Origin of the sequence: Dyadobacter luteus, from assembly GCF_003383615.1 — a bacterium.
Classification (GTDB): Bacteria; Bacteroidota; Bacteroidia; order Cytophagales; family Spirosomataceae; genus Dyadobacter; species Dyadobacter luteus.
In genome coordinates, this window is record NZ_QNUL01000021.1 from 39,983 (window position 1) to 66,228 (window position 26,246).

The window sequence follows — 26,246 nt, forward strand, 5'->3', positions numbered from 1 at the left end:
ACAGATTATATTTTCAATTTTAACTTTTTTTAACTTATTGCTTTTTCTCCTGAGGCTTGCTTACGCAGCGAAAATAAGATGAAAAACGTTCCGGCTACGGACGCAATAACCAGCGGCCACGGCATGCTTTTCATTTCTTCGATATTTATCGTCAACAGCTTGACATTGTACAGGTACATCATGACAAGTACAAAACCGTTGTTTACAAAATGTGCAAATATGGCCAGACGAAGACTTCCCGTCCAATAATACAAATATCCGAACACTGCGCCAAGCAGCATGCGGGGAATGAACCCATAGAACTGGAAATGGATGGCGCTGAAGATAGCAGCAGAGAGCCATATTGCAACATGTATGTTGCCTGTTTTCTTGAAAAGTTTGCGTTGAATGATTCCGCGAAACAAAGTTTCTTCACCCCAGGCAGGCAGGAATGCAACTACAAAAAGAGCGACTATTAATTGACCAGGCTGGTCATAACTGGTCAGAAACTCAGTGAGCATAGCCAGTTGTTCTTCTTTTTGTTTCATCCATGTTTCGATGCCCGATAGAGATTCCGGAAAAGTCATGGCGGCATTCCATTCAATAAATTTGCTGTTAAGAGGCATGAAAACCATCACGAGCAGAAATGCAAGTATCAGGAGTTTGGGTGTAGCTACGCGCTTAATCTCAAAGTCGGAAAAAGATTTTCGTTCAATGTAAAACCAGTAGAGCAGGGCAGGTAACAGATAAGAAAAAAAGTGAACTGTCCCTTGCAGGATCATCATAGCACTCCAGCCGTTCGGAACATGGCTTGGATCAGAAATCAATTGAGTAAGTAAAACTGTAATGGTGCTGGCGTCTGCAGAATAGTAAATCGCAAGTATTCCCAACGCTATTACATTACCTAAGGCCATGCCAATCAGCATAAAACCAACCAAAACCAATAAACTCCCCCAGGTACCCGGTACACGTGATTCCACCAACTCCGAATTATTTTTTTGCATAATTGGTGTAAATTTACAGTTTATTGTCAATTTAAAATAATGGCGACCTGCTATAAGCGCTTCAATTGCATGTTTGAGGTGATTTAGAGAGGACGTCGACGTCATAAATGGTAAAGATCGGAAATATAGAATTGGGAGAGTTTCCCTTGCTGCTTGCACCTATGGAAGATGTGAGTGATCCGCCATTCCGTGCGGTTTGTAAGGAAAATGGTGCAGATCTGATGTACACAGAATTTATATCATCAGAGGGTTTGATCCGTGACGCAGCCAAAAGCGTACAAAAGCTCGACATATTTGAATATGAGCGTCCGGTAGGTATCCAGCTTTTCGGGAGTGATATAGAAACAATGGGATCTTGTTCTGAAATCGCATCAAAAGTGAATCCGGACCTGATCGACATCAATTATGGATGTCCGGTGAAAAATGTGGCTTGCCGTGGGGCAGGTGCGGCTTTACTTCAGGACATACCTAAAATGGTGAAAATGACTGAGGCAGTGGTAAAATCAACACATTTACCTGTAACTGTAAAAACCCGGTTGGGGTGGGATGAGAATACCAAAAATGTTCAGGAAGTTGCAGAGCGGTTACAGGATATAGGTATTCAGGCACTTTCAGTGCATGGCAGAACGCGGGTGCAGATGTACAAGGGACAAGCCGACTGGACACTGATTGCCAGAATCAAAGAAAATCCACGTATTACTATTCCGATTTTTGGGAATGGTGATGTGGATACGCCGGAGAAAGCATTGGAATACAAAAGCCTCTACGGAGTGGACGGCATTATGATTGGTCGTGCTACGATAGGTAACCCATGGATATTTAATGATATCAAACATTATATGAAAACGGGAATCCGTATGGCACCTCCGACTTTGGCAGAACGGGTTGCCGTTTGCAGGCGACATCTGGAGTTTTCAATAAGATGGAAAGGACCAATTGCAGGTGTTTTCGAAATGCGTCGACATTACACCAATTATTTCCGTGGACTGGAAAATTTCAAGCCATTCCGGATGAGATTGGTTGAAGGTATGTCCTATGATGAACTGGATGGCGTGCTGAATGAGATTATTCATGAATATAGCGAACAGGTATGCTGAAAGTTTCTGTACAGAGCGATGGGAGATCTCAGGAAGAAAGCTCGTCTTTTGAACTTGAAAGTCAGGAGGGGCGATGGCTGATCAACGGTCAGGCTTTTGACGGAGACATTGCGAAGCTGTCAGAAAATAAATACCATGTTATCTGGAATTATAAATCTTATCTCATTGAGGTTACGGAGCAGAATATTTCTGCCAAGACCTTATCTCTGGTTATAAACGGGCAGAAATACGCTACCGTAACAAAGGATCGGATAGATCTTTTACTGGAAGGAATGGGGTTGCAGGCCAAAGTGACTAATAAAATAAATCATTTGAAAGCACCTATGCCCGGATTGATTCAGTCGGTAGCTGTGAAGGAAGGTGATAAAGTTACCAAAGGTGATATTTTGCTGGTACTGGTGGCGATGAAAATGGAAAATGTGATCAGAGCTGCGGGAGACGGAATTGTGAAATCGATGAAGATTATTGCTGGTCAAACTGTTGAAAAAAATCAGGTAATGTTAGAGTTTGAATAAATAACTTGTTTATCTAATATCTCAGCGTGTATTTTTGCGCACAAAATCACCTACATTACAAACCATGCCGGAACCAAAATATAAACGTATACTTCTCAAACTCAGCGGAGAAGCACTTAATGGTGGCGATAAAGCCCAGGTAATTGATTTCAACATTCTTGAAATGTATGCACAGGAAATCAAAAAAATTGCAGAAGTAGGAGTACAGATTGCCATCGTTATCGGAGGTGGGAATATTTTCCGTGGTGCATCGGTTGAAAAGTCAGGAATTGACCGCGTGCAGGGTGATCACATGGGAATGCTGGCTACCGTAATCAACGGAATGGCAATTCAGAGTTCACTTGAAAAGCATAACATGACGACACGTTTGATGTCGGCCATAAAAATGGAGCAGGTGTGTGAGCCATTGATCCGCCGCAGAGCAGTGCGCCACCTAGAAAAAGGCCGTGTTGTTATTTTCGGAGCAGGAACAGGTAATCCTTATTTCACTACAGATACTACAGCCGGATTGAGAGCTATTGAGTCGGAAGCTGAGGTAGTGTTGAAGGGAACAAGAGTAGATGGTGTTTATACTGCTGATCCTGAAAAAGATCCTACTGCGGTGAAATATAATCAACTGAGTTTTGATGAAGCTTTGTCTAAAAATCTTAAGATTATGGATTTGACAGCATTCACGCTTTGCAAAGAAAATAATGTACCGATTATCGTTTTTGATATGAACAAGTCGGGTAACCTGTATAATCTGGTAATGGGTGAAGAGGTTGGTACATTGATATCGAATTAGTAGAAAATATCCAGTTTAAATTTATGGAAGAAATAGAATTATATCTCGAAGACGCTCGTGATACTATGGAAGGGGCTATTAAGCACCTTATTATCGAACTAGGCAAGATACGTGCCGGAAAAGCTTCTCCTCAAATGTTGGAAGGCCTTCAGATCGACTACTATGGATCAATGACGCCTATTCAGAACGTGGCTACGATCAATACGCCGGATGCAAGAACTATTGCGATCCGACCATTTGAAAAGAAAATCATTAACGATATAGAGAAAGCAATCCGCAACGGTAATTTGGGTTTTGCTCCTTCTAATGATGGAGAGATGATCCGTATTTCAGTTCCGCCGTTGAACGAGGAGCGTCGTCGTGAGTTGGCTAAAAGAGCGAAAGGAGAAATCGAAACGGCGAAAATCAATATCAGAAATATCCGCCAGGATGCCAACAACTCGCTACGCAAGCTAACGAAAGAAGGTGTTTCCGAAGATCTTGTAAAGCAAAGCGAGGAACGCGTTCAGAAACTAACAGACGGATACGTGGTTAAAGTAGAGCAAATTTATGCTATGAAGGAAAAGGAAATCATGGAAGTGTAGGTTGCATTTATCGTATTTATATAAAAAATCCCGCCTTCACAGCGGGATTTTTTATTGCCTTCATTTTTATTTTCCTCCTGAAAATCCTTCGAATCCGCGGTGATTTGCTTCCTCGTAAAGTCTGTCGTTTGGTAGGCTACGGAAGTAGTCGTATGTGATACGAAGTCCTTCTTCACGGGAAACTTTTGGTTCCCAACCAAGTATTTCTTTCGCTTTTGTAATATCCGGTTGACGTTGTTTCGGATCATCCTGAGGAAGATCTTTATAAACCACTTTTTGGTCTGTTCCGGTCAATGCAATGATTTCTTCTGCAAATTCCTTAATCGTGATTTCACCAGGATTTCCGATGTTTACAGGCAGGGCGTAATCGCTCATTAACAGTCTGTAAATTCCTTCAACCAAATCATCCACATAGCAGAATGCGCGAGTTTGAGAACCATCTCCAAAAATGGTGATGTCTTCTCCACGCAACGCCTGACCGATGAATGCAGGAAGTACGCGTCCGTCATTGAGTCGCATTCTCGGACCATAGGTATTGAAAATACGTACAATACGTGTTTCCAGATTGTGGTAGCGGTGATAAGCCATCGTAATCGCTTCCTGGTAACGTTTTGCTTCATCGTAGCATCCACGTGGCCCAATCGGGTTTACGTGTCCCCAGTAATCTTCAGTTTGCGGATGTACCAATGGATCACCGTACACTTCAGATGTAGAAGCGATGATAAAACGTGCATTTTTAACCCTTGCCAAGCCAAGCAGGTTGTGCGTACCCATCGCACCTACTTTCAATGTCTGAATAGGGATTTTCAGGTAGTCAATCGGGCTGGCTGGTGATGCAAAGTGCATGATATAATCCAGTTCTCCCGGAATATGCACAAATTTGGTCACATCGTGGTGGTTGAACTCAAAGTTAGGATTGGGCATCAGATGCTCAATATTACGCATGTCACCGGTGATAAGATTATCCATCCCGATTACATACATACCCTCTTTCAAGAATCGTTCACAGAGATGGGAACCTAAAAAGCCCGCAGCTCCTGTTATTAATACACGCTTCATTAATAGTGAGATGATTAAATGAAAATTATTTTAGAATGTTCAGGCTGGAACAACTTTTTCGCGTCCGATGCTGTAATAAGTATAACCCATCTCGCGCATTTGTTCCAGTTCATATAAGTTTCTGCCGTCGAAAACTACTTTATTTTTAAGAAGTTTAGCCATTTTATCAAATTCCGGCGTGCGGAACTGAGGCCACTCTGTAAAGATCATCAATGCATCCGCATCATCCAGGGCAGCATATGGCGTGTGGCAGAAAGTAATTTTATCTCCCAGTATTTCCTTCACGTTGTTCATCGCTTCAGGATCATAGGCTGTGATGGTTGCACCTGCTTCAAGTAGCGCTTCTATGTTTTCCAATGCAGGAGCTTCACGGATATCATCAGTGTAGGGTTTAAAAGCAAGTCCCCAGACCGCTATTGTTTTTCCTTTAAGATCTCCGCCGAAGTAATTGTTGACCATTGGAAGCAATTTTTTCTTCTGATCGTAATTAACATCCATTACAGATTTCAGAATACGGAAATCGTAGTCATAATCTTCGGATGTTTTAGCAAGCGCCTGTACATCTTTTGGAAAGCAGCTTCCTCCGTAACCAATACCTGCAAAAAGGAATCGCTTACCAATGCGGCTGTCTGTACCGATACCACGACGAATATCGTCGACATTGGCACCTACTTTTTCACAAAGATTAGCAATTTCATTCATGAAGGTAATCTTCATCGCAAGGAATGAATTGGCTGCATACTTGGTCATTTCCGCTGAGCGCTCATCCATGAAGATGACCGGATTGCCCTGACGAACAAGTGGAGCATACAACTTTTCCATCACTTTCTTCGCCTTCTCAGAAGTGGTCCCTACCACAACGCGGTCAGGTTTCATAAAGTCTTCAACAGCAACTCCTTCTCTCAGGAATTCCGGATTGGAAACTACATCGAAATCAACTTTTATATTCTTAACAATAGCAGCGTGTACCTTTTCTGCAGTTCCTACGGGTACTGTACTTTTATCTATGATCACAGCATAATGATCAAGAATATGTCCGAGATCGTCAGCCACTTTAAGAATGTATTTCAAATCTGCAGATCCGTCCTCTCCCGGAGGAGTAGGTAATGCCAGGAAAATAACCTCAGCATCCTGAATACCCTCTGCCAGATTGGTAGTAAACTGAAGACGTCCTTCAGCCACGTTACGGTCAAAAAGAACATCCAATCCAGGTTCGTAGATAGGAATGTCGCCTTTTTGCAACCTTTCCACTTTTCTTACATCAATATCAACGCATGTAACCTGATTACCCGTTTCCGCAAAGCATGTTCCGGTAACCAATCCCACATAGCCTGTTCCTACAACGGCAATTTTCATAAATGTGTTTAAAGTATATAGTTGTGATGGAATCTCAAAAGAACGACAGATTGTATTTAACCAAGTCCGATTCCCAGAGTATCGGGCAAAAGTAATTTTTTTAGGCGAATCAGTACCCGACATTTTCTGATTTGTTTTCGTATGGTCGGTGAAATATGTTTATTTCTTCTTATTATTGAATATATCAAATTGAAATCATCAACATGACACAGCATACACATTCAGAAATCGAAGACCAGAGACAGGAAGCATGTAAGCTCATAGAAGAAACAATACATGACTTTGCTACCAGATATATAACACCATTTGTACGTGAATGGGATGACTCTCAATTTTTTCCTAAACAGGTTTTTAATCAATTAGGAGAATTGGGATTAATGGGCATGCTGGTTCCTGAAAACTATAGCGGAGCCGGACTTGGTTACCGTGAATATGTTACGGCTATTGTAGCATTGTCTAAGGTAGATCCATCCGTTGGTCTCTCTATGGCAGCGCATAACTCTTTATGTACCAATCATATATTGATTTTCGGGTCGGATGAACAAAAGGATAAGTACCTTCCTTTACTCGCAACAGGGAAATGGATTGGAGCTTGGGGACTTACTGAGCCCAATACCGGTTCGGATGCAGGAAATATGAGAACTGTTGCCGTGAAGGATGGAAATGATTGGGTAATCAACGGTTCCAAAAATTTTATTACCAATGGGAAAAGCGGCGATGTAGCTGTCGTGATCACCCGAACCGGTGAGCCTGGTGATAAGCATGGTGCTACTGCTTTTATTATTGAACATGGTACGCCGGGGTTTTCTTCCGGAAGAAAGGAGGATAAGCTGGGAATGAGAGCATCTGAGACCGTCGAACTGATATTTCAGGATTGCAGGGTATCGGATAGTCAGCGAATAGGAGAAATCGGAGATGGGTTTATTCAATCACTGAAAGTATTGGATGGCGGCCGTATTTCCATTGCAGCTTTGGGAGTTGGGACTGCACAAGGCGCTTATGAAGCTGCTTTGGCTTACTCCAAACAGCGGGAGCAATTCGGAAAGGCGATAGCGGGGTTCCAGGGAATACAGTTCAAACTGGCAGATATGTTTACCGATATTCAGGCTTCTTCTTTGCTTACCTATCATGCTGCTGCACTCAAGGACAAGGGTGAAAAGGTAACGCTGCACAGTGCGGTAGCGAAATATCACTCATCGGAGACGGCTGTGAGAGTCGCAAACGACGCAGTACAAATATTCGGTGGCTACGGCTTTACAAAAGATTATCCGGTTGAGAAATTCTATCGGGACAGCAAACTTTGTACAATAGGAGAGGGAACAAGCGAAATTCAGAAGATGGTCATTTCCAAAGAAATACTGAATGGGTAGGCGGTTAGCCATTCATCACCCTATTGAGCCGACGAGCGGTGTAAGCTGCTCGTTGGTACCACAAAACTAGGAACAGAGGGCCGCTGTGGCTATTTTCGCAAGAAACCATAATCCGGCTAACTATGACTCCGTTAATTGTACTTCTTGTTCTTGTCGTCATTACCGTGCTAATGACCGTAAAAGTGGTTCCACAACAAACGGCCTATATCCTCGAACGTTTGGGTAAGTTTTATGCTGTACTTCAGCCCGGGATCAACTTCATCATTCCTTTTTTTGACAGGATTGCATACAAATATACATTGAAGGAGTCTGCTGTAGATATCCCTGAGCAGATCTGTATCACCCGCGATAACGTCCAGGTACGCATGGATGGTGTAATCTTTATTCAGGTGATTGATCCGAAAAAAGCTGCATACGGAATTGCAGATTATACCTTCGCTGTAACGCAACTTGCGCAGACTACCATGAGAAGTGAGATTGGTAAGCTGGATCTTGATAAAACATTTGAAGAACGTATGACCATCAACCGTGCTGTGGTGGAAAGTATTGACGAGGCAGCGATAGGTTGGGGTGTGAAAGTCCTTCGTTATGAAATTAAAAACATTACTCCGCCGCAAAGTGTACTGAATGCGATGGAAAAACAGATGCAGGCTGAACGTGAACGTCGTGCTGTGATTCTGCAGTCAGATGGTGAAAAGCAGGCAGCGATTAATGTTGCTGAAGGACAAAAACAGAAAGTTGTTCTTGAATCCGAAGGTTTGCGGTTAAGACAAATCAATGAGGCGGAAGGTGAAGCGGCTGCATTGAGATCGGTGGCAGAGGCAACAGCTGAGAGTATCAGGCTTGTTGCAGAAGCGATACAAAGAGAGGGGGGAGCTGAGGCGGTTCAGCTTAAAGTAGCAGAGAACTATATTGAGCAGTTTGGTAAAGTAGCCAAGGCAGGTAACACGCTAATTCTTCCTGCGAACCTGGCAGATATGGGCTCCCTGGTGGCCTCTGCACTCACCGTTGTTAAGTCTACAGAAAAGAAATAGGATATGGATTTGTCGCTTGCCCAAATATGGCTGATCATAGGTTTGGTGATGCTTTTAGCAGAGCTTGTCAGCGTATTGCTTGTCTTTATATTTTTTGCAATCGGAGCACTTCTGACGGCTTTGCTGGCCAGCTTTGGTATTCTGCCCGACATTGAAACGCAGATTATAGCATTTTCGGCTATTTCTATTATATCAATGCTGATCCTTCGCAAGCAAGCCAGAAAGTTGCTCGATAACCGCGGCAAACATCATGAATACAATGAGTTCGTTGGAGAGACAGCACTGGTAATCAGAGATATTCCTGTAAGCGGACAAGGGAAAATATATTACCGTGGAGCAGAATGGAAGGCTATATCATCAGATAATGAAATCATCACTGCCGGCAGTAAGGTAGTCATCAAGCAGACAGATGGCATTGTTTTGATCGTGGAAGAATCGATCTAAGAAATTTTCATCAGCAATAGAAAAAGGAGCCGGGCAATATCATTTTGCTCCGGCTCCCTCTCTTTTTTACTATATGCTTATTTTTTTAGCGCTTCCTGAACTGGTACTCCTATATTTCCGCTGGCAGGAAGAATATGCAGCAATGATGCTACTGTAGGAGCGATGTCCGATACGGATGTTCTTTTCAATGTTTCACCTTTATTGACACCCCAACCAAACATGACGAAAGGTACCTGGGTGTCATAGTTGTATGGCGTTCCGTGTGATGTACCTGTTGAGCTGCCATAAAACCATCCAGGCTCTGAAATGATCTGGATATCACCACTTCTTTTAGCATGCACGTTGTTTTTGAATAGCTCCAGCTGATAGGTGTTCAAAGATGCCTTGCCCATGTCGGTCAGGTCAAGCACATCGGCAATACCCGGAACTTTAAGCAATGCATTTCTGAGAACGGAATAAAGATCGGCTACTTTCAGTTTCTTCTTTCTCAATAGATTGTGGTCGAAATAAAGCTGGTTATTGTCCGTAGCGATAACATATTTATCCTCTCCGAAAGCTTCACTCAAAGAGTTTTTAACAGCAGCTGTTACCAATTTACGGTCTACCAGTCCTGCTGGTAACTTATGCTCTTTGGCAAATCCCGGTACATCCACAACACCATGATCGGCTGTCAGGAAAACAGTATATTCACCTTTACCTACATGCCCGTCCAGGAAATTGAAAAGGTCAGCAAATTCACGATCCAGACGAAGAAAGTCATCCTGCTGTTCCACCGCATTCGGTCCTACGCTATGTCCGATTTTATCAGGTGTAGAAAAACTGATTGCCAGAAAGTCAGTATCCTTCCCTTTTCCAAGATTTTCACCTTTTACTGCAGCAATCGCCATTTCTTTGGTAATTGTATTTCCCCATGGCGTATTGGTTACTACACCAAAAGCGTCACCCGCCAGGCCGGCAAGTTCATATGGGAATACCGGTTTGGCAGCACCCGGTAATTTTCCTTCCCAAGGCACATCGTCAGGGGAACTTTGGGTATACTGATCAGCCGGAAGTAAGAGCTGCCATCCTTTTTTAAGATATTCCGATGGCATTTTTTTCGCATTGTAATCTTTCGCCCATTGAGGAAGATCGTTCATATAATAGGTGCTGGTTACCCAGTTGCCTGTTTTTGAATCAAACCAGTAGGCGCCATTGGCAGTGTGCCCACCCGGAAGTATCGCTCCGCGGTCCTTAATAGAAACGCTGATGGTTTTATTGCGGAAATTCGTTGCAATACGTAACTGATCAGATACGGTGCTTACCAGAAGATTGCGTGGCGACATTTTTCCTACGCTGCCATTACTACTGCCGACAGTTGTAACAGTACTGTCTTCCACACAGTAAACACCACGATCTGAGATCTTGTCATGCCAGTCATTTCCGACAATACCATTGATAGCCGGAACGGAGCCTGTGTAAACTGATGCGTGCCCGGCAGCAGTTACGGTGATAGCGTAGCTGTAATGATTGTTTCTGCAATTGAACCCTTCATTCATCATGCGTTTAAAACCGCCTTCTACGTATTGGTCATAATAGCGATACAAATAATCGTAGCGCATCTGATCCACAACTATACCAACCACTAGCTTAGGACGTGCTAATGCAGTCGGCTTGGCAACTGTTTTCTTTACCGTTTGCGCCTGCACATTACAGAATAAAAATGCACCTGCGACAAATAGGGATAGTTTTTTCACAATTCAGGTTTTAGGTTTAAAATAAAAAATATCAGATTGGCTACTATTTTTTTAACGCTTCTTCTACGGGATTTCCCACGTTTCCGCTGGGGGGTAAAATATGCAGCAAAGCAGAAATAGTGGGTGCTATGTCAGCAATAGTAGTGCGTCTGAGTGTTTCTCCCTTGTTCACTCCCCAGCCATACAGCAGGAAAGGAACATGTGTATCATAGTTGTATGGTGTTCCGTGATCGGTACCTGTTCCGTAGGACGAAGCAAACCAGCCTGGCTGGACGATCACCTGAATATCTCCGCTGCGTTTGGCATTGATATTGTTTTTATAAAGTTCAAGCTGGTAAGTATTGAGCGGAGCATTATTAATATCAGTCAGATTGATAACATCAGCTATGCCTTGCACGGATAGTAGGGTAGTGCGGATAACCTCATGTACATCTTTTACTGATATTTTCTTTTCTTTCAGCAATGCATTGTTGAGGTAAAGCTGGTAATTTTCAAAGCCTTGTATATACTCACCTTCTCCGAATGCCTCATTGAGTGACTTTACAATCGTTCTTGTCAGCGTAGTAGGATTCATCAGTCCGGCTGGTAACTTATGCTCCTGCCAGAAAGCCGGAACGTCCATGGCACCATGATCAGCCGTAAGGAAAACAGTGTAGTTGCCTTTGCCGGTCCAGGTATCCAGGAAGTTGAAAAGGTCGGCGAATTCCATATCAAGCTTCAGGTAATTATCTTCCTGCTCCACTGAATTCGGGCCAAATGCATGGCCAATACGATCAGGTGTAGAAAAGCTGACAGCAAGGAAATCGGTATCAGTTCCTTTTCCAAGATTCTCACCTTTGATGGCAGCAATGGCCATATCTTTTGTCATGGTATTTCCCCATGGAGAAGTAGTCACTACCCCAAACGCATCACCCGCCGTACCGATCAGCTCATGTGGGAATACAGGTTTTTTAGCTCCGGACAAGGTTCCTTCCCACGGAACATCGTCAGGAGAGCTTTGGGTATATTGCTCGATTGGAAGCAGCGTATTCCAGCCGCGTCTCATATATTCAGTTGGCATTTTTTTGCCATTATAATCTTTTACCCATTGTGGTAAATCCTGCGCGTAATAAGTACTGGTTACGAAGTTTCCGGTTTTTGAATCAAACCAATAAGCACCATTTGCTGCATGTCCTGCCGGAAGAATAGAAGCGCGGTCTTTTATCGCGACACCTATGGTTTTGGATCTGAAATTGGTAGCGATACGAAGCTGATCCGTTACTGTAGAAACGAGCAGATTCCGTGGCGACATTTTTCCAACTGTTACGTTGTTGCTGCCCACAGTGGCAACAGTTTTGTCGTCGGTACAGTAAACGTTAGCGGCTGTGCTTTTGTCGTACCAGTCGTTGCCAACAATACCGTTTATCGCAGGTAGTGCGCCTGTATACACCGCCGAATGTCCTGCGGCTGTAACTGTAAGCGCATAGTGATAATGATTATTCCGGCAATTGAAGCCGTCGTTCATCAATCTTTTCAGCCCGCCTTCTTTGTATTTATCGTAATAACGGTACAAATAATCGTAGCGCATCTGGTCTACTACAATACCCACGACAAGTTTTGGGCGGGCAAGTTTACCAGTTTGTTTTTTCTCCTGAGTCTGGCCTGTTGCAGTAGTGGAGATGATGGACCAGACGAAGGTGAGATGAAGTAGTAACCGTAATATCTGTTTCATATTTCGTGGAAAAATAAAAAGATAAATATAAGGGACGCCCCTCAGTGAATGCCCATCAATGTTTTATTTAATTTTATTTTAATAAATACTTTATATCAATTACGGTAGTAAGCTCAATTCATACTACTGTTAAAAAAAGAAACCGGATCGCTTTCCAGCAACCCGGTTTCCTGTTCAGTTTATTTGACTTATTTTTTCTCTGAACCACCTACGGCAGCCGGTGCTTTTTCTACCGGAGCACCTGATTTACTTTTTGCGAAATCTCCTGCTTTGATAATCACCAGTTTCGAATAATCAATATGCTTTTGCATGGCAGCTTTGATTTTTTCCGGTGTTAATGCTTCAAGATTTTTCTCGAAATCAGCATCCCATTGCATGGTTCTGTTCAGGTATAAGTTGTTGGTCAAAGTATTGGTAAGACCAGCATCCTGCGCGCGTCCAACTTGTCGGGACTGCAGATAACCTGACTTTGCAGAAGCAATTTCTTCAGCAGTAAAGCCGTCTTTCAACACTTTTTCGATTTCATCTTTAAATGCGGCTTCCAATTTCTCTGCATTCTGAGGAGCGTAAATAGCATAAGACATAAATGTTCCGTTTTTGTCCAGCGAACTCGCAGAGAATTGCGAACCTACACCATAGCTTAATCCTTCTTTCTGACGGATACGGGTGGCCAGACGTGAATTAAGAAATCCGCCTCCAAGCATGTAATTGCCAAGAATCAGTGCCGGATAATCAGGATCGGTATCCTGAAGAGGCATGCCCATACCGGCCACGAACATGGCGTTGGCCTTGTCTGGTGTTTCGATCGCTTTGTTTTCAGCCTTTACCACCTGATATGGCGAAGCGATACGTGTGAATGCTTTTGCACTCTTCCATGTGCCAAACTCAGCATTAAGTACTTTTTGTACTTCAGCCTGATCGAAATCCCCTACAACGGTTGCTGATGCATTATTCGCGCCGTAGAAATCTTTGTGGAATTGCTTAAGCTGATCAATTGTCGTTGCCTTTACATTAGCCACATCTTCATCGAATGTACCTACGTAGCGTACGTCACTTTTTGGATAAGGAGAAGTAATACGACGATATTGATTGAATGCAATTGCCTGGGGTTCGCTGCGTTGCGATTCTATACCAGCCAGCTCTTCCTGTTTTAATTTCTCAAACTCATTCTCATCAAAAGCAGGTGTTTTTAGTGCTTCTGCAACCAGTTTGATCACAGCAGGCATGTTTTCTCTGGTCGTTTCGATATTGGCACCAGCCTGGTTCCCGGCTCCGAAGAAGCTCACTTTCGCTTTTAGTCTGTCAAACTCGTCTTTGAGTTGCTGACGGGTTTTGGTCTTGGTACCCTTGTCAAGCATTGAGCCCGTCAGATCAGAAATTGTAGCCTTGTTCGCCAGACTTTTCTCATCGCCATAGCGCAAAGTAATTTTTGCAGAAACCACATTGCCACGTGTCTTTTTGGTCAAAAGAGCAGTTTCGATTGTATTGGGTTTCTCTGTACGTACGGTTCTTTTTTCAATATTAGCAGGGGATGCATCAAAAGCCTCTCCTTCGGCAATCACTGCCTCACCTTTGTAACCCTTAACAAGATCCGCAACATTAGGAGCTGACGGAATTTCAGCTCTCACGGGGTTTGCTTCCGGTATGAAAGTACCGGTAGTTCTGTTGGAAGGTCTGAAGTAATGTTGCCCTACCCGGAAAACATCGTCTGCAGTTACTTTACGAACATTGTCTCTGAACAAGAATGCAAGTCTCCAATCGCCAGTCGCAATTGATTCGCTGATACTGAGTCCGACACTTTCAGAATTACGGAACTCAACATCCCAGTTTTTTAAAATGGTAGTTTTGGCGCGTTCCACATCTTCAACAGACGGCTTTTTAATGGCTGCCGAATCCAATGTTGCAAGGAATGCTTGTTTTGCCTCATCAAGAGATTTTTCCTTCAATATCTCCGCTCCGAACAAGACAATGCCGGGATCAAATAACTGAAAACTGAAGCCAAATTGCGAAGATGCTTTTTTCGTATCAACCAGATTTTTGTAAAGCTTTCCATTAGGCTCTGAGGTCAAGACTTCTGTCAGAACCTCCATCGCAGGATAGTCTGCATGTGAACCTGGCATAATGTGATAAGCCGCCATCAGCATCTGCGTATCGCCGGTTCTTTTCAAGTCTACAAAGCGTTCGCCATCCTGTGTAGGCTCGATTGTGTAGGACTTTGGAAGAATGCGTTCCGGCTTAGCAATTTTACCAAAATACTCATTGACAAGTGCAATGGTTTTTGCTTCGTCAATCTTACCTGCTACAGTCAGTACTGCGTTATCGGGCTGGTAATATTTTTTGTAGAAGCCCTGAAGATTTTCTATAGGTACTCTTTCTATATCTGATCTGTTACCAATCGTAGATTTTCCGTAATTGTGCCAAAGGAATGCTCCAGAAAGTACACGCTCCATCAATACTCTGAAAGGATTATTTTCTCCGGACTCAAACTCATTGCGTACAACACTGAATTCGCTGTCAAGGTCTTTTTTTGCAATGAAAGAGTTGATCATTCTGTCGGATTCAAGATCAAGTGCCCATTTCAGGTTTTCTTCATTGGCTGCAAAAGTTTCGTAGTAATTGGTGCGGTCGTACCAGGTTGTACCGTTTGGTCTTGCTCCGTGAGCGGTAAGTTCCTGAGGAATATTCGGATGCTTCGGCGTTCCTTTAAATACCATGTGCTCCAGCAAGTGAGCCATCCCTGTTTCACCCAGGCCTTCGTGGCGTGAACCTACCAGATACGTAATGTTTACGGTAATGGTAGGTTTGGAAGGGTCGGGGAACATGAGCACCTTCAGCCCGTTTTCAAGATTGTATTCTGTGATTCCCTCAACAGAAGTGATTTTTTTTACACCTTTCGGTAAATCCTGAGCAGTAAGAGGGCCGGCCAGAATCGCTGTGATGAAGAAACCCGCTACCACTTTGAAGGAGCCGGATTTTATCCTTTTAGAGATAATTGTCATTCCAAATAGATTTTGTTTAGATTATTGGACACAGGGTATGAAAATAAAATAGCTCCGGTGAGAAAGCAACCAGTTCATGATAAACGGTAAAGAAAGATATTTAAACAGAAATTAGCCAGTACTTTACGGTTATTTAGGAAAGCGTGCAACAGCAGCTGTCAATTTGATGGTATTGTGGAATAGAACGGTGTTATCTTTGCATTTAAATACATACAGAGATTCGGAAACACGGTTCTGTTGTTTAAATTATTATTACAAAATAATCCATGATCAGAAATACCAAAACTGCCGGCTGCATACTTATTCTTATCGTAGGTATCCTGGCAGGATGTGCAAGCGGAATACCTATTTCCACGTCCCAAAAGTATCCTATTGAGGTGTTATACGAAGGGCAAATGCTGGAACGGCCCTATTCTGAAATAGGTTTTATTGAAATCACTGATGAAGATACGCTTACACCGCAGCAAACCCGTGATAATCGTATGATGCAACGAGGTAATGATGCCAAAACAAAGGAACTGCTGAAAGCAAAGCTTGTTTTGAAAGCACAGAAGATTGGTGCTGATGCGATCATTAACGTGAAGTACAAGTATTATACTTCTGCAAAAAAAGAAGGATATATGCTGAATGGGATAGCTGTCCGATACAGAGGAGATTAATTTTCCAGAGGCAGAATATTAGACTACCAAATAACACTTTATCCAATGCTATTTACCGCAGATTTAAATAATATGCCCGTTGAGGCTGAATCGAGGGTGATCATCCGGTTTCAGGATTGTGATCCGCTGATGCACCTGAACAATTCTAAATATTTCGATTATTTCTTCAACGCACGGGAAGACCAGGTTTCCAAGTTATATGGCTTTAGTTTCGAAGCTATGTTTCGGGAACTGCGTACAAGTTGGGTGGTCTATCAGCATCAGATTGCCTATGTGCGCCCTGCCCAAATCAGCGAGTGGGTTCGCATTACTTCCCGGGTTATTCATTATGATGAAGATACCATGGTGACGGAGTACTTTATGACGAACGATCGCAGAACTGAGCTTAAGACGGTACTCTGGACTACTTCCAAGCATGTCAGTGTGATCAATGGAAAGAGAACGCCGCATCCGCAGGAAGTAATGGATTATCTGAAAGCTACCTGCGTGCCCGATATTGATTTTTCCAGGCTGGACTTTAATGCGCGGATTCATGCAATTAAAGAGGAGCTGGCACTTGCTGCTAAGGGGTAGGCTCCTTTTTCGATAAAAACTTCTTGTCCAAAGAATCCCTTACTGTTGAGTCCATCGGCACGTAAGGGATTTTTATTTCCGGCTTGGCTATAGGTACAAACCTGTTGAAGCTATGCGTAAACTGCATACTGAATCCACCCGTTGTTACGACGTTATTGAGTGAAAACGGGTTTTGAATATTACGGTTGTATGCCTTTACACGAACTGATCCTTTAGGATTCAGCCAGTATTCCAGTGTCCATTCTCCCAATAAACTTGCCGCATCGTATTGTACAGCCGTACCATTTGTACCTGAGCTGATACGTCCGTCGCGGGTAACCCTGAAGCGGTCATTCAGGAACCGGTAAGAGAATCGTAGCTGTAGATTATTAAGCGCGTTCTGATCCAGCGAAAGTCCTGATACACCCACCTCCAGATTTTCATTAATTCCCGATGCCCAACGGCTGATCTGATTGGAAACGAGCTCGCTGATACTATTCCCGATAATGCTTGTATTGGCAGCCGCAGCGCTACTTTCCGGTTGAAGCTGGTTGATTACCAGTAAACTACTTACCTGTCTGCTCAATTCCTGTTCATCCGAGCGAAGTTTATTTTCAAAAGCCTCTAATTGCCCTCTCACATTATTCAGTGATGGATTTTCAAGCACTTTCAGGTCGTAACGGATTTGAGGAGACATGAGCCGGTCAGACAAACCAATCGTAACTTCCACAGGATATCGCCGGTTGAGATTCTCAAATTGTTTGGTATCGCCTGAGGTATTTGGAAGTACACCTAACAAGGAAACCAGCTGGGTATAGGCAGCTTTCACATCCAGCATAGCGCCGTAGGGGTCACCGGACCATACAATACGGCTGCCAGGTTTTATATTGAATTTCTTGTTAATGACATTCTGCAAAGTGAAATTATAATCACCCTTGTCTATCTCATAGGTGCCCGTCATGGTAAAGTCTCCCTGCGTATCGATATTCAGGTTGAGCCTTCCATTCCCATTTGCTCTAATGATATCTCCCGTTTGTCTGTCGAAGATAATTTCGCAGGAAGCATCCGGTGTGAGGTTAAAATTGAAGTCCATTTTAATACCCCCTGATACTTCTTTTCGGGCCAGTTCCACAGATGCAGATGTACTGTCCTTCTTCGGCTGCTGACTTACAAACTGAATATAATCCTGAGTAGCTACTTCTGTGGCACCATCAAGAGGGATGAAGATTTTAGTACCCTTATTACTGGTTACATTCGCTTCGATATTCATATTGTCGATACTTCCATACACGGCTACAGGTCCAGTAACATACGCAGTTCCATAAAAAGTATCGTTGTCTTTTGCAGCCGTATTCAGGATTTTGAAATTACGTAAGTCAGCATTGAATCCGAGTGTAAAATATTTGAAACCCTCGTGGAATACCCCGCCGCGCAGCGTTGCTGTATTGCCGTCCTGATCGGTCAGTACGATATTATTGCCACTGATTTCATTTTCGCTAAAGTTGATCTTATCGTTAAAAGTGAATACGGACTGCAGGTAATCAAACTTCATCCTGCCTTTGTCAACAGCCAATGAACCTTCCAGGATCGGGGCTGCGACAGTCCCTCTGATATTCAATGTACCCTGTGCTTTACCACTTACATCAGAGATCAATCCTTCAGCAAACGGTTCAATTGCTTTGAAATCCACATTGTTGCAAACGGCTTTAAGATCGAGCGTGTTGGCAGACCTTTTTGGCCGGTAGGAGCCGATTAATGAAAACACCTTTCTGGTATTTTTAGTCAGTTCTGCATCTACTTCCAGTTGGCTTTTTTCTGTGTCCCAGTCGCCGGTTCCTGCAAAGTTTCCGAATTCATAATTTGCATAGCCAAGACTTTCAATGTTGAAACTGGCATCAAGCGCAATGTTATTGTAAGCATCTTTGATACGGGCAGAGCCGTCCATGATACCTGCAATCTTTGTATTTAAAACAGTATTGAGTGTTCCCAAACGAAAGTTCTTGATGTCGAGCGTCAGACTTTTAGAAGGGTCTGATGACACGGTTCCACTGGCAAAAAGACGCTGTTTACCACTGACAAGCCCTACGTTGGAGAATTGGACTTCTGATCCGATAATCGAAATGAGACTTTCTGAAGGGACATTCCACTCTTCATCCAGCAGATTGAGTCTGGATTTTTTGAAGCTGATATCCAAACCTGCGGGTACAAACCTGATTTCTCCACCCAGATTAGCCCTGTTAGTACTGGAGATTTGGCGGATGTCTCCGTTAAAATCAATATGGTCTTCATCCCAGCTTCCTTCAATTTCCAGCTTTTCAGTTGGTACCAGGGCACTTATTTTCTGATTAGCCGAAGTTACAAGCGCCGAAGCAAGCACCTCCGGGCTGTTCACGAATTTGGAAGTGGTTACGTCGACCATGGAAGTTACAAACTGGTTACTTCCATATTTGAGCGTATCTGCAGTGGCTGTCAGTGTCAGAAATGACGTGTTATCCATTTTGAAAAAACCCTCAGCCCTTGCTCCCCGTGATACATAAATGTCCGGATTGAGAAATGCCAGGAAGCGTGACAGGTTTCTTGTTTCTATGTCATAATCAATCTGGTACCTGTTTCTGATCTGCTGAACAGGTTTGCGGGTATAATAAAGTTGTCTGTTGGCTTCATTATCAAAGAAGTACAGTTTGTATTCTTCAAGCACCTTACTCAGGTCTTTCCATGCAGTGGTAGGCAAAAAATCACCTTGCAGACGTGCCATCAGAAACTCACTTTCCAGCAGTAGTGTACGTTCTTCACCTTTTTGAGAGGAGGAAAGAACCAGGGTATCCATAACGAGGTTACGGTCATTTCTGGTGGTTACCAAATAGGTGTTGAGCAGTTTGGCGTCTCCCAGTAATTCGTCAATTGTATTACCGGCCAGTTTCACATCCAATTCGGTACGCAGCGTAATGGAGTCGCGTATAAATCCAAGTGCCTGTAAGTCGGCTTTTTCAATTATACCCTGAACGTCAAAGAAGTTTTTAGGTCTTGACAAATCAAATTCACCGTCGAGGTTTACCACCAGGTTGGAATCCCGTGTACTGACATGTCCGTTGAAATACTGATTCTGAATATTCCCTTTCAGTTTGATGTTGCGATAATCATAGTTTCTGAAACCTACCCGGCTCACTACCGCATCCATACTACCCGATGCAAATTGAAGCTTCAGACCTTTACCGAAAATTTTTCCGTCAAAATCAAGTTTCTGCCAATTGTCTTCGTCGTTGATTAACGTCCCTAACTTGAAGTCACTTGCTGTTACATCTCCTGAATAGGTAGTTGTTTTGGAATCTGCAATGTGAAAGACCAGGTCACCGGATAGTTTTCCTAATGCTGACGAGACGTCTGCATTGACGGCAAAATCTTCCAGCGTTCCTTTGAAAGTACCATCCAGCAAAGTCAATCCGAATTTTTCAAGATCCTCATGTTTATCCCACTCAGGATAATATTGCACAATATCTTCCGGCATTACTTTGGAAATAGAAAGGCGGATATCCATGATAATACCTTCTATTGTAGGCAGTCCTTTAAAACCAATTTCCCCCAGTAGTCTGCTGCTTTTTCCAAAATGAAGATCGGTGTCCGACAGCATGAAGTCGTCGACTTTACCGTTGAAATTTCCTGATATGCGCCAGGTTTCATTCAGATTGTCGACATATTCAGAAAACAGACCCAGGTCTTTCGAGCTGACAGTGCTACCCACCAGATGTCCTTTCATGTACACCTTATGATTGAAATCTCCCAGTTCACCTGAACGGTTGTAATGGAAAGAAATCTGATCCTTTAAATGAGAGTCGCCGATGTGGGCGTCTAACTCATTCAGCTCCATTTTCTTTTGGCAAAAAAGAAAACGGGTATCCAGGTCTTTCACCGTAAGACCTGTCTGTTTATCGACCATTTTTAAATTTCTCCCCAGAAAGGAAATGGTGTCTCCCTGAACAAGAAAGTCCTTTAAATCTCCGTGAAGGTGATTCAGTTCAAAATGAGAATAGTCAAAGATACGCGCACCCTTTCGTCTGGCTTGTCTCGGGTCATCATAGCGGAAAGTTCCGTCGGTGATCCGCGATCTGCCAATAGTGAAAGGAGTGTTGTCTTCCGGTGCGTCTGGCGGACGCCTCACTTTGGGGGCAGTGAGCTCGTTGATCCGTTCAATAAATCCGTCAATATTGAGGTAGCCCGATTCGGGAATCACACGCAGGTGTACATCAGGCTGGTACACATTTACCTCATCAAGATGAATTTCTCTGGAAGCATTTTCAATAATATTGCTTACGTTAAGATTGACATCAATCCTGCCTACATCAATCATGTTCAACTGACTGGTGTCTTTCACCGAAATACCTTCCAGCGATACAACATCGAACCATTTGATATTGACACGCTCAATGGAAATAGGGTAACCCAGAGCACCGGAGATTCGGTCGGTAACCCGTTGTACAGCAAATGTTTGTACCGACGGTAACTGCAAAGCAATAGTAGCAATCCCAAGTGCGAGAAACGCAAAAATCAGGATCACAACAAAGACATTGACAACTACTTTCAGGAATTTTAACATATATCATTACCGGACATTGCCGGTTTGAATTCTCAGGTTAACTGATGCTCAAAACACAAACGGATACCCTCAGACTACAGTCCGAACGGCTGGATCACTGGAATTTATCGACCGCAATTGACTATTTTTGCAAATATTTTCAGAACAGTATGAATATTCTTGCAATCGAATCGTCTTGTGACGAGACCTCATCAGCCGTAATTAGTAACGGAAAAATTCTTTCCAATGTTGTTGCAACCCAGCTTATCCACACCCAATATGGAGGTGTGGTTCCCGAGCTTGCTTCCCGCGCTCATCAGCAACACATATTACCTGTGGTTGATAAGGCTTTGAACGATGCAAAAGTAACAAAAAAAGACCTTGATGCTATCGCCTTTACAAAAGGGCCAGGCCTGTTGGGCGCTTTGCTGGTAGGAACTTCTTTTGCGAAATCAATGGCGATGGGTTTAGATATACCGTTGATTGAAATAAATCATATGCAGGCACATGTTTTGGCTCATTTTATAGAAGATCCTAAGCCAAAATTTCCGTTTTTGTGCCTGACTGTTAGTGGAGGACATACACAAATTGTAAAGGTATCCGGCCCACTTGAAATGGAGATTATCGGTGAGACAAAAGATGATGCGGTAGGTGAAGCGTTTGATAAAACGGCCAAATTGCTGAATTTGCCGTATCCCGGAGGTCCTCTGATTGATAAGTATGCCGCGCAGGGCAATCCGATGGCTTATGCATTTCCTTTGCCGGAAATGCCAGGACTGGATTTCTCATTCAGTGGTATTAAGACATCATTTATGTATTTTCTGCAAAAACAGGCACGGGAGAATGCCAACTTTGTCTCTGAAAATCTGAATGATATCTGCGCCAGTATCCAGTTTACGCTGATCAATATCCTTTTGAAAAAGTTGAAAAGAGCTGCCAGAGAAACAGGGATTAAAGAGATTGCCATTGCCGGGGGAGTGTCTGCGAATTTGGGGTTACGTACTTCGCTTGCTGAATTGGGCGAAAGCCTTGGATGTAATGTATACGTTCCCAGGTTTGAATATTGCACAGACAACGCGGCGATGATCGCAATGGCAGCACATTATAAATATTTGGAGGGTGATTTCTGTGCGCAGACGGTGAGTCCGGAAGCGAGAATGGCGTTTTAGTGTGATGGGTATTTAATCCCGTCGAATCGTTTTAGCATCCCAAAGTTAAGAGTGGTCAAAAAATACTTTAAGGTTACGTACCTACGGCACTTCTTGTATTCCGTATCTCAATTGTTATCTACCAATATTTCATCTCTACGGGATTGCGGAGCCGGTATTTTTCAATCTGGTTTATGGATACGATCCAGTCATAAATAAAATTTCGGTAGAAATGCCGAAGCGCAGATTGACAAATTTCATTAACGTTACAGTACTACTTGTATTGTTTATCCTTGTTTGGCTACCAATATTTCATCTCTACCGGATTAATGTACATTTACTGACCGTAAAAACTGTTTATCAATCTGCTGACAATTGGTTCTGCCAATCCCTTTAGGGATGTAATTTCGGTAGAACTTTTGGTGTTTGTATGTCTATGAAAGTGCCGTAGGTACGTAACAACAGGTACTAATAGCGCTGTATATTCTCATATCCTTTCACTATCCGGCAACTACATTTCCCTTTTCCAACTTCAGATATTTCGTAACACACGATGGTATTTCGTTCGGGTAATGTGATACATAAATGAGCGTGCGCTGATCGGAATCACAAACGGCATTTATAACCGATTTGAAATAGTCTATAGCCTCTGTATCAAGTCCCTGGCAAGGTTCATCGAGAATAAGCAAAGGCGGATTTTTGACCAAAGCCCTTGCGAGTAACACCATACGCTGCTGACCCTTGGACAACTGGGAAAAGTCTTTTTCAAGAAGATCATGTACGTGAAGCAGTTCAGCCACCTCGTGTACGCGCTCTATCTGCTTATCAGTAAGTTTTCTAAAAAATACGCCTGTTGCATCAAAGAAACCGGATGCAATGGTTTTGAAAACACTTGTATTTCTGGGGAAGTATAAATGTAGTTCAGGAGAAACATGACCTATTTTTTGCTTGATATCCCAGATAGAAGCACCGATTCCGCCTCTTTTCTGATCAAAAAGATCGTAATCATTGGCAAAGCGCTGTGGATTGTCAGCTGTCAGAATACTCAGTAGCGTAGATTTTCCGGAACCGTTCGGCCCCGAGAGCGCCCACTTTTCACCTTTTGCAATTTTCCAGTTTACTCCATTTAAAATTACCTCTTCTCCATATTTAACACGAATATTACGCATATCAAGCGCATATTCGAAATCTGTGAACGCAGGTTGCTCTAAGTTCTTTAATTTGACAGGGTCCGGTTGAGTATGAGAGTTTTTAGTTTCTGATTGACCACTGAATTGTTCTATGGGCGCAGCATGATCTATTTTCCCTTCTTTCAATTCCAGAACGTGTGTTATGCAGGGAGGAATTTCTGTGGCGGTGGTGGCAATGATGATAATCACACCTGATGCTGCAAGCTCTGTGAGCGCGTTACGTAACACTTCCCGCGAATGAACATCCAATCCACTGAAGGCGTTATCGAGCAACAGAACCTTTGGATTTTTGAGGAGCGATTTGGCCAGCAGCATTCTTCTTGTTTCTCCGTTCGACAAAGTAACGAACGGATGATCGAGCAGATGCGTGAGTGAAAGAAGGCTGGCAATTCGGTTAAGATTTTCTTCTGTCACTTTGGAAGGTGCCAATGTTACAGATTTATCGTCAACCGTTCCCACCGGTTTAAGCTGATTGGTAAGCACCGCCCGCAGGGTAGGAGCACGTTCTGCCTCGTAGGCATGGAAACGCTGCTGATAGTATTCGGCGCCTGCATTCACAATTCTGTTAAAAGAGTAGTCGTTGGAGACGAGCTCCACTGTCTCCCGCAATGGTTCGTCCCAACCATAATAAATCTTTCCTTTCCAAAGCGGCCATTTACCTGCAATAATATCCAGTAGTATCGTTTTTCCTGATCCGTTGGGGCCAATTACCGCCCAGTTTTCCCCTGGCTTGATATTCCAGGTGATATCAGACAAAACTACGGATTCATATTTACGAACGGCAACTTGTTGAAGCGAAATGGCGTGATTCATGCAGAAATGGTAAGAGAAATTATATCAGGATCTGATGCCCTTTATTAATAATGCAAAGATTGAAAGTTTGATCGGTTGAGAAAAGAAAAAAGCACCTCATTTCTGAGATGCTCTTACAAAAGCCGGTTTTATAATGGAGTGAGTATAGTATTCCGGCTTTTTAGCACAGGAGTTCTTCCCGGATAGCTATTTTGAAAAATATCGCTTCAGGTTTTAGCCAAGCTCTCCCTGAGCAACCAAAAGATTAAATTCTTTTAAAAGTTGACTGCTGAACAGCGGGAGATCATCTGCCTTTCGGCTGGTGATGAGTCCGTGATGTACTACCACCGGCTTGTCCTGCCATAATGCACCAGCATTTTCCAGATCAGTACGGATTGTGGAATAAGAGGTGAGTTTACGCCCTATTATCACATCAGCATCAATCAATAACTGGGGGCCGTGACAAATTGCTGCAACCTGTTTGCCAGCATTAAAAAACGACTTTACGAAGTTGACGGCAAGCCGCTCTTTTCGCAAGGCATCTACGCTCATCACTCCTCCCGGAAGTAACAATGCATCGTAATACTCAGCACGAGCCATATTTAGAGGGACATCTACTCGGTAGTCGCTTCCCCAATCCACCTGATTCCAGCCTCTTACCAAATCTTTATTTTGTGAAATTATGTGAACGCAGGCACCATTCTGTTTTAGTACTTTTCTGGGGCAAGCCATTTCCACCTGTTCAAACCCATCTGCGACCAGTATGGCAACTTTAAAAGAATGCGATGTATGTTCCATAAGTTAGTGGGGGAGAAAACTGTGGATATAATCATTTCTAAAAATAATCATACAAAATCATGCCAGGAGTTAATATGCTGCTCTGCTGAATTTTTCAAGTAACCATTGTTGACAGTGTGCCCCACTATGGTAAAAGCGTCATTCTGACCTTTCTACAATCTGTCCTGACTTTCCTTATCACAGCATACGTCCGGATTTTGATCGGTTGATGGTTTTCCTGTAGCCCAGATCAACGAGAACTATGATTATTCCGCTATGTCTTAAAATTCAGACCACTGATAGGTTGGCTTAATGAGTCCCGGAAGCATCAATCAATACGGCAAGTTGTATCACCGGCTGATCAGAACGATTACTCCAGGCGTGATTGGTTCCCCTCTGGATTACAATATCCCCTGGTTTTAATAATGTCTCACCATCTTCCATAATCAGATATAACTCTCCGGCCAGAATGATAATATAGTCCAGCGTATCGGTTTGGTGCATCATTGGGTGGGGCTGTCCAGGAATGATTTCCACTCCGAGATCCTTATCGGGAGGTATGGATACATATCTGAACAATGTTCCGTTTTTAGGGGTAATTGGGAATGCTGTATTGGGAATTGAAATTTCATCGTCCAGTGATGCCGGAGTTGTCTGTGTGCTCCAGATATCAGAAATGTAAAGATCCTTCACATGTTCTACTACATTGCTTGCAAGTGCATCTTCTTTGATTATGGATTTACCGTCTTTTATATCAGTGACAATTCTGCGGGGGATTCTGTTCATTGTAATTATTGTAGGTTGAAGTATTTTTTATTGCTCATAAGCGTTTGTTATAACTCCGTCAACCCAGCTGAATGTTCCGGTAAATCGGGTACTGTACCACCAG

The 26,246-nt window shown here is 43.1% G+C and carries 20 protein-coding genes; 10 read left to right on the forward strand and 10 right to left on the reverse strand.

What is annotated here, in order from left to right; translation table 11 throughout:
* Positions 1 to 29 precede the first annotated feature (29 nt).
* Positions 30 to 983: a CPBP family intramembrane glutamic endopeptidase gene (locus tag DSL64_RS21090; protein WP_115832917.1), complete on the reverse strand. Its 954-nt coding sequence runs from the start codon at positions 981 to 983 to the stop codon at positions 30 to 32.
* Between the two features lie 107 nt (positions 984 to 1,090).
* Here DSL64_RS21090 and dusB point away from each other — a divergent pair, with 107 nt between their 5' ends.
* The 4 genes from dusB (at position 1,091) to frr (ending at position 3,963) form a co-directional block, all read left to right on the forward strand.
* Positions 1,091 to 2,080, forward strand: a complete 990-nt coding sequence (dusB, locus tag DSL64_RS21095; protein WP_115832918.1) for a tRNA dihydrouridine synthase DusB — start codon at positions 1,091 to 1,093, stop codon at positions 2,078 to 2,080.
* Complete coding sequence (locus DSL64_RS21100; protein ID WP_115832919.1) at positions 2,074 to 2,595, forward strand: acyl-CoA carboxylase biotin carboxyl carrier protein subunit; 522 nt, start codon at positions 2,074 to 2,076, stop codon at positions 2,593 to 2,595. Before dusB ends, DSL64_RS21100 begins: the two co-directional genes overlap by 7 nt.
* A 64-nt stretch (positions 2,596 to 2,659) precedes the next feature.
* A complete protein-coding gene (gene pyrH, locus DSL64_RS21105) occupies positions 2,660 to 3,379 on the forward strand; it encodes a UMP kinase (protein WP_115832920.1) in 720 nt (239 codons plus the stop codon).
* Positions 3,380 to 3,402: 23 nt separating this feature from the next.
* Positions 3,403 to 3,963, forward strand: a complete 561-nt coding sequence (gene frr / locus DSL64_RS21110; RefSeq protein WP_115832921.1) for a ribosome recycling factor — start codon at positions 3,403 to 3,405, stop codon at positions 3,961 to 3,963.
* 66 nt (positions 3,964 to 4,029) lie between these two features.
* On the opposite strand, the gene DSL64_RS21115 is transcribed toward frr, so the two are convergent.
* Positions 4,030 to 5,022: a UDP-glucuronic acid decarboxylase family protein gene (locus DSL64_RS21115; RefSeq protein ID WP_115832922.1), complete on the reverse strand. Its 993-nt coding sequence runs from the start codon at positions 5,020 to 5,022 to the stop codon at positions 4,030 to 4,032.
* Positions 5,023 to 5,061: 39 nt separating this feature from the next.
* A complete protein-coding gene (locus tag DSL64_RS21120; protein ID WP_115832923.1) occupies positions 5,062 to 6,378 on the reverse strand; it encodes a UDP-glucose dehydrogenase family protein in 1,317 nt (438 codons plus the stop codon).
* Positions 6,379 to 6,581: 203 nt separating this feature from the next.
* Between DSL64_RS21120 and DSL64_RS21125 the strand changes: the two genes are divergently transcribed.
* The 3 genes from DSL64_RS21125 to DSL64_RS21135 all read left to right on the forward strand — a co-directional run bounded on the left by DSL64_RS21125 (position 6,582) and on the right by DSL64_RS21135 (position 9,226).
* Positions 6,582 to 7,748, forward strand: coding sequence for an acyl-CoA dehydrogenase family protein (locus DSL64_RS21125; RefSeq protein WP_115832924.1), 1,167 nt, complete (start codon positions 6,582 to 6,584; stop codon positions 7,746 to 7,748).
* A 122-nt stretch (positions 7,749 to 7,870) separates the two neighbouring features.
* Positions 7,871 to 8,782 (forward strand): SPFH domain-containing protein, encoded by a 912-nt coding sequence (locus DSL64_RS21130; RefSeq protein ID WP_115832925.1) that lies wholly within the window; start codon positions 7,871 to 7,873, stop codon positions 8,780 to 8,782.
* A 3-nt stretch (positions 8,783 to 8,785) separates the two neighbouring features.
* Positions 8,786 to 9,226, forward strand: a complete 441-nt coding sequence (locus DSL64_RS21135) for an NfeD family protein (protein WP_115832926.1) — start codon at positions 8,786 to 8,788, stop codon at positions 9,224 to 9,226.
* Between the two features lie 77 nt (positions 9,227 to 9,303).
* Here the strand turns inward: DSL64_RS21135 and pafA (DSL64_RS21140) are convergent, their stop codons facing one another.
* The 3 genes from pafA (DSL64_RS21140) to DSL64_RS21150 all read right to left on the reverse strand — a co-directional run bounded on the left by pafA (DSL64_RS21140) (position 9,304) and on the right by DSL64_RS21150 (position 15,669).
* A complete protein-coding gene (gene pafA / locus DSL64_RS21140) occupies positions 9,304 to 10,959 on the reverse strand; it encodes an alkaline phosphatase PafA (RefSeq protein WP_115832927.1) in 1,656 nt (551 codons plus the stop codon).
* Positions 10,960 to 11,002: 43 nt separating this feature from the next.
* On the reverse strand, positions 11,003 to 12,670 hold the full coding sequence (pafA, locus tag DSL64_RS21145; protein WP_115832928.1) for an alkaline phosphatase PafA: 1,668 nt from the start codon (positions 12,668 to 12,670) through the stop codon (positions 11,003 to 11,005).
* A 188-nt stretch (positions 12,671 to 12,858) separates the two neighbouring features.
* Positions 12,859 to 15,669: a M16 family metallopeptidase gene (locus tag DSL64_RS21150; RefSeq protein ID WP_115832929.1), complete on the reverse strand. Its 2,811-nt coding sequence runs from the start codon at positions 15,667 to 15,669 to the stop codon at positions 12,859 to 12,861.
* A 266-nt stretch (positions 15,670 to 15,935) separates the two neighbouring features.
* Between DSL64_RS21150 and DSL64_RS21155 the strand changes: the two genes are divergently transcribed.
* Both DSL64_RS21155 and DSL64_RS21160 read left to right on the forward strand, forming a co-directional pair.
* Positions 15,936 to 16,328 (forward strand): hypothetical protein, encoded by a 393-nt coding sequence (locus tag DSL64_RS21155; RefSeq protein WP_115832930.1) that lies wholly within the window; start codon positions 15,936 to 15,938, stop codon positions 16,326 to 16,328.
* Between the two features lie 45 nt (positions 16,329 to 16,373).
* Positions 16,374 to 16,901 (forward strand): acyl-CoA thioesterase, encoded by a 528-nt coding sequence (locus DSL64_RS21160; protein ID WP_115832931.1) that lies wholly within the window; start codon positions 16,374 to 16,376, stop codon positions 16,899 to 16,901.
* On the opposite strand, the gene DSL64_RS21165 is transcribed toward DSL64_RS21160, so the two are convergent.
* On the reverse strand, positions 16,891 to 21,471 hold the full coding sequence (locus DSL64_RS21165) for a translocation/assembly module TamB domain-containing protein (protein ID WP_115832932.1): 4,581 nt from the start codon (positions 21,469 to 21,471) through the stop codon (positions 16,891 to 16,893). The two genes, DSL64_RS21160 and DSL64_RS21165, sit on opposite strands and share 11 nt — an antisense overlap.
* A 149-nt stretch (positions 21,472 to 21,620) precedes the next feature.
* On the opposite strand from DSL64_RS21165, the gene tsaD reads away from it, so the two are divergent.
* Positions 21,621 to 22,619 (forward strand): tRNA (adenosine(37)-N6)-threonylcarbamoyltransferase complex transferase subunit TsaD, encoded by a 999-nt coding sequence (gene tsaD / locus DSL64_RS21170; protein WP_115832967.1) that lies wholly within the window; start codon positions 21,621 to 21,623, stop codon positions 22,617 to 22,619.
* 479 nt (positions 22,620 to 23,098) lie between these two features.
* Here the strand turns inward: tsaD and DSL64_RS21175 are convergent, their stop codons facing one another.
* The 3 genes from DSL64_RS21175 to DSL64_RS21185 form a co-directional block, all read right to left on the reverse strand.
* The gene (locus tag DSL64_RS21175) at positions 23,099 to 24,601 is read right to left on the reverse strand and encodes an ATP-binding cassette domain-containing protein (RefSeq protein WP_115832933.1); all 1,503 of its coding nucleotides are present in this window, start codon (positions 24,599 to 24,601) and stop codon (positions 23,099 to 23,101) included.
* Positions 24,602 to 24,814: 213 nt separating this feature from the next.
* Positions 24,815 to 25,378 carry a type 1 glutamine amidotransferase domain-containing protein gene (locus DSL64_RS21180; RefSeq protein ID WP_115832934.1) on the reverse strand — a complete coding sequence of 188 codons (564 nt, stop codon included), beginning with the start codon at positions 25,376 to 25,378 and terminating at the stop codon, positions 24,815 to 24,817.
* A gap of 288 nt (positions 25,379 to 25,666) precedes the next feature.
* A complete protein-coding gene (locus DSL64_RS21185) occupies positions 25,667 to 26,143 on the reverse strand; it encodes a cupin domain-containing protein (protein ID WP_199539463.1) in 477 nt (158 codons plus the stop codon).
* Positions 26,144 to 26,246: the final 103 nt, after the last annotated feature.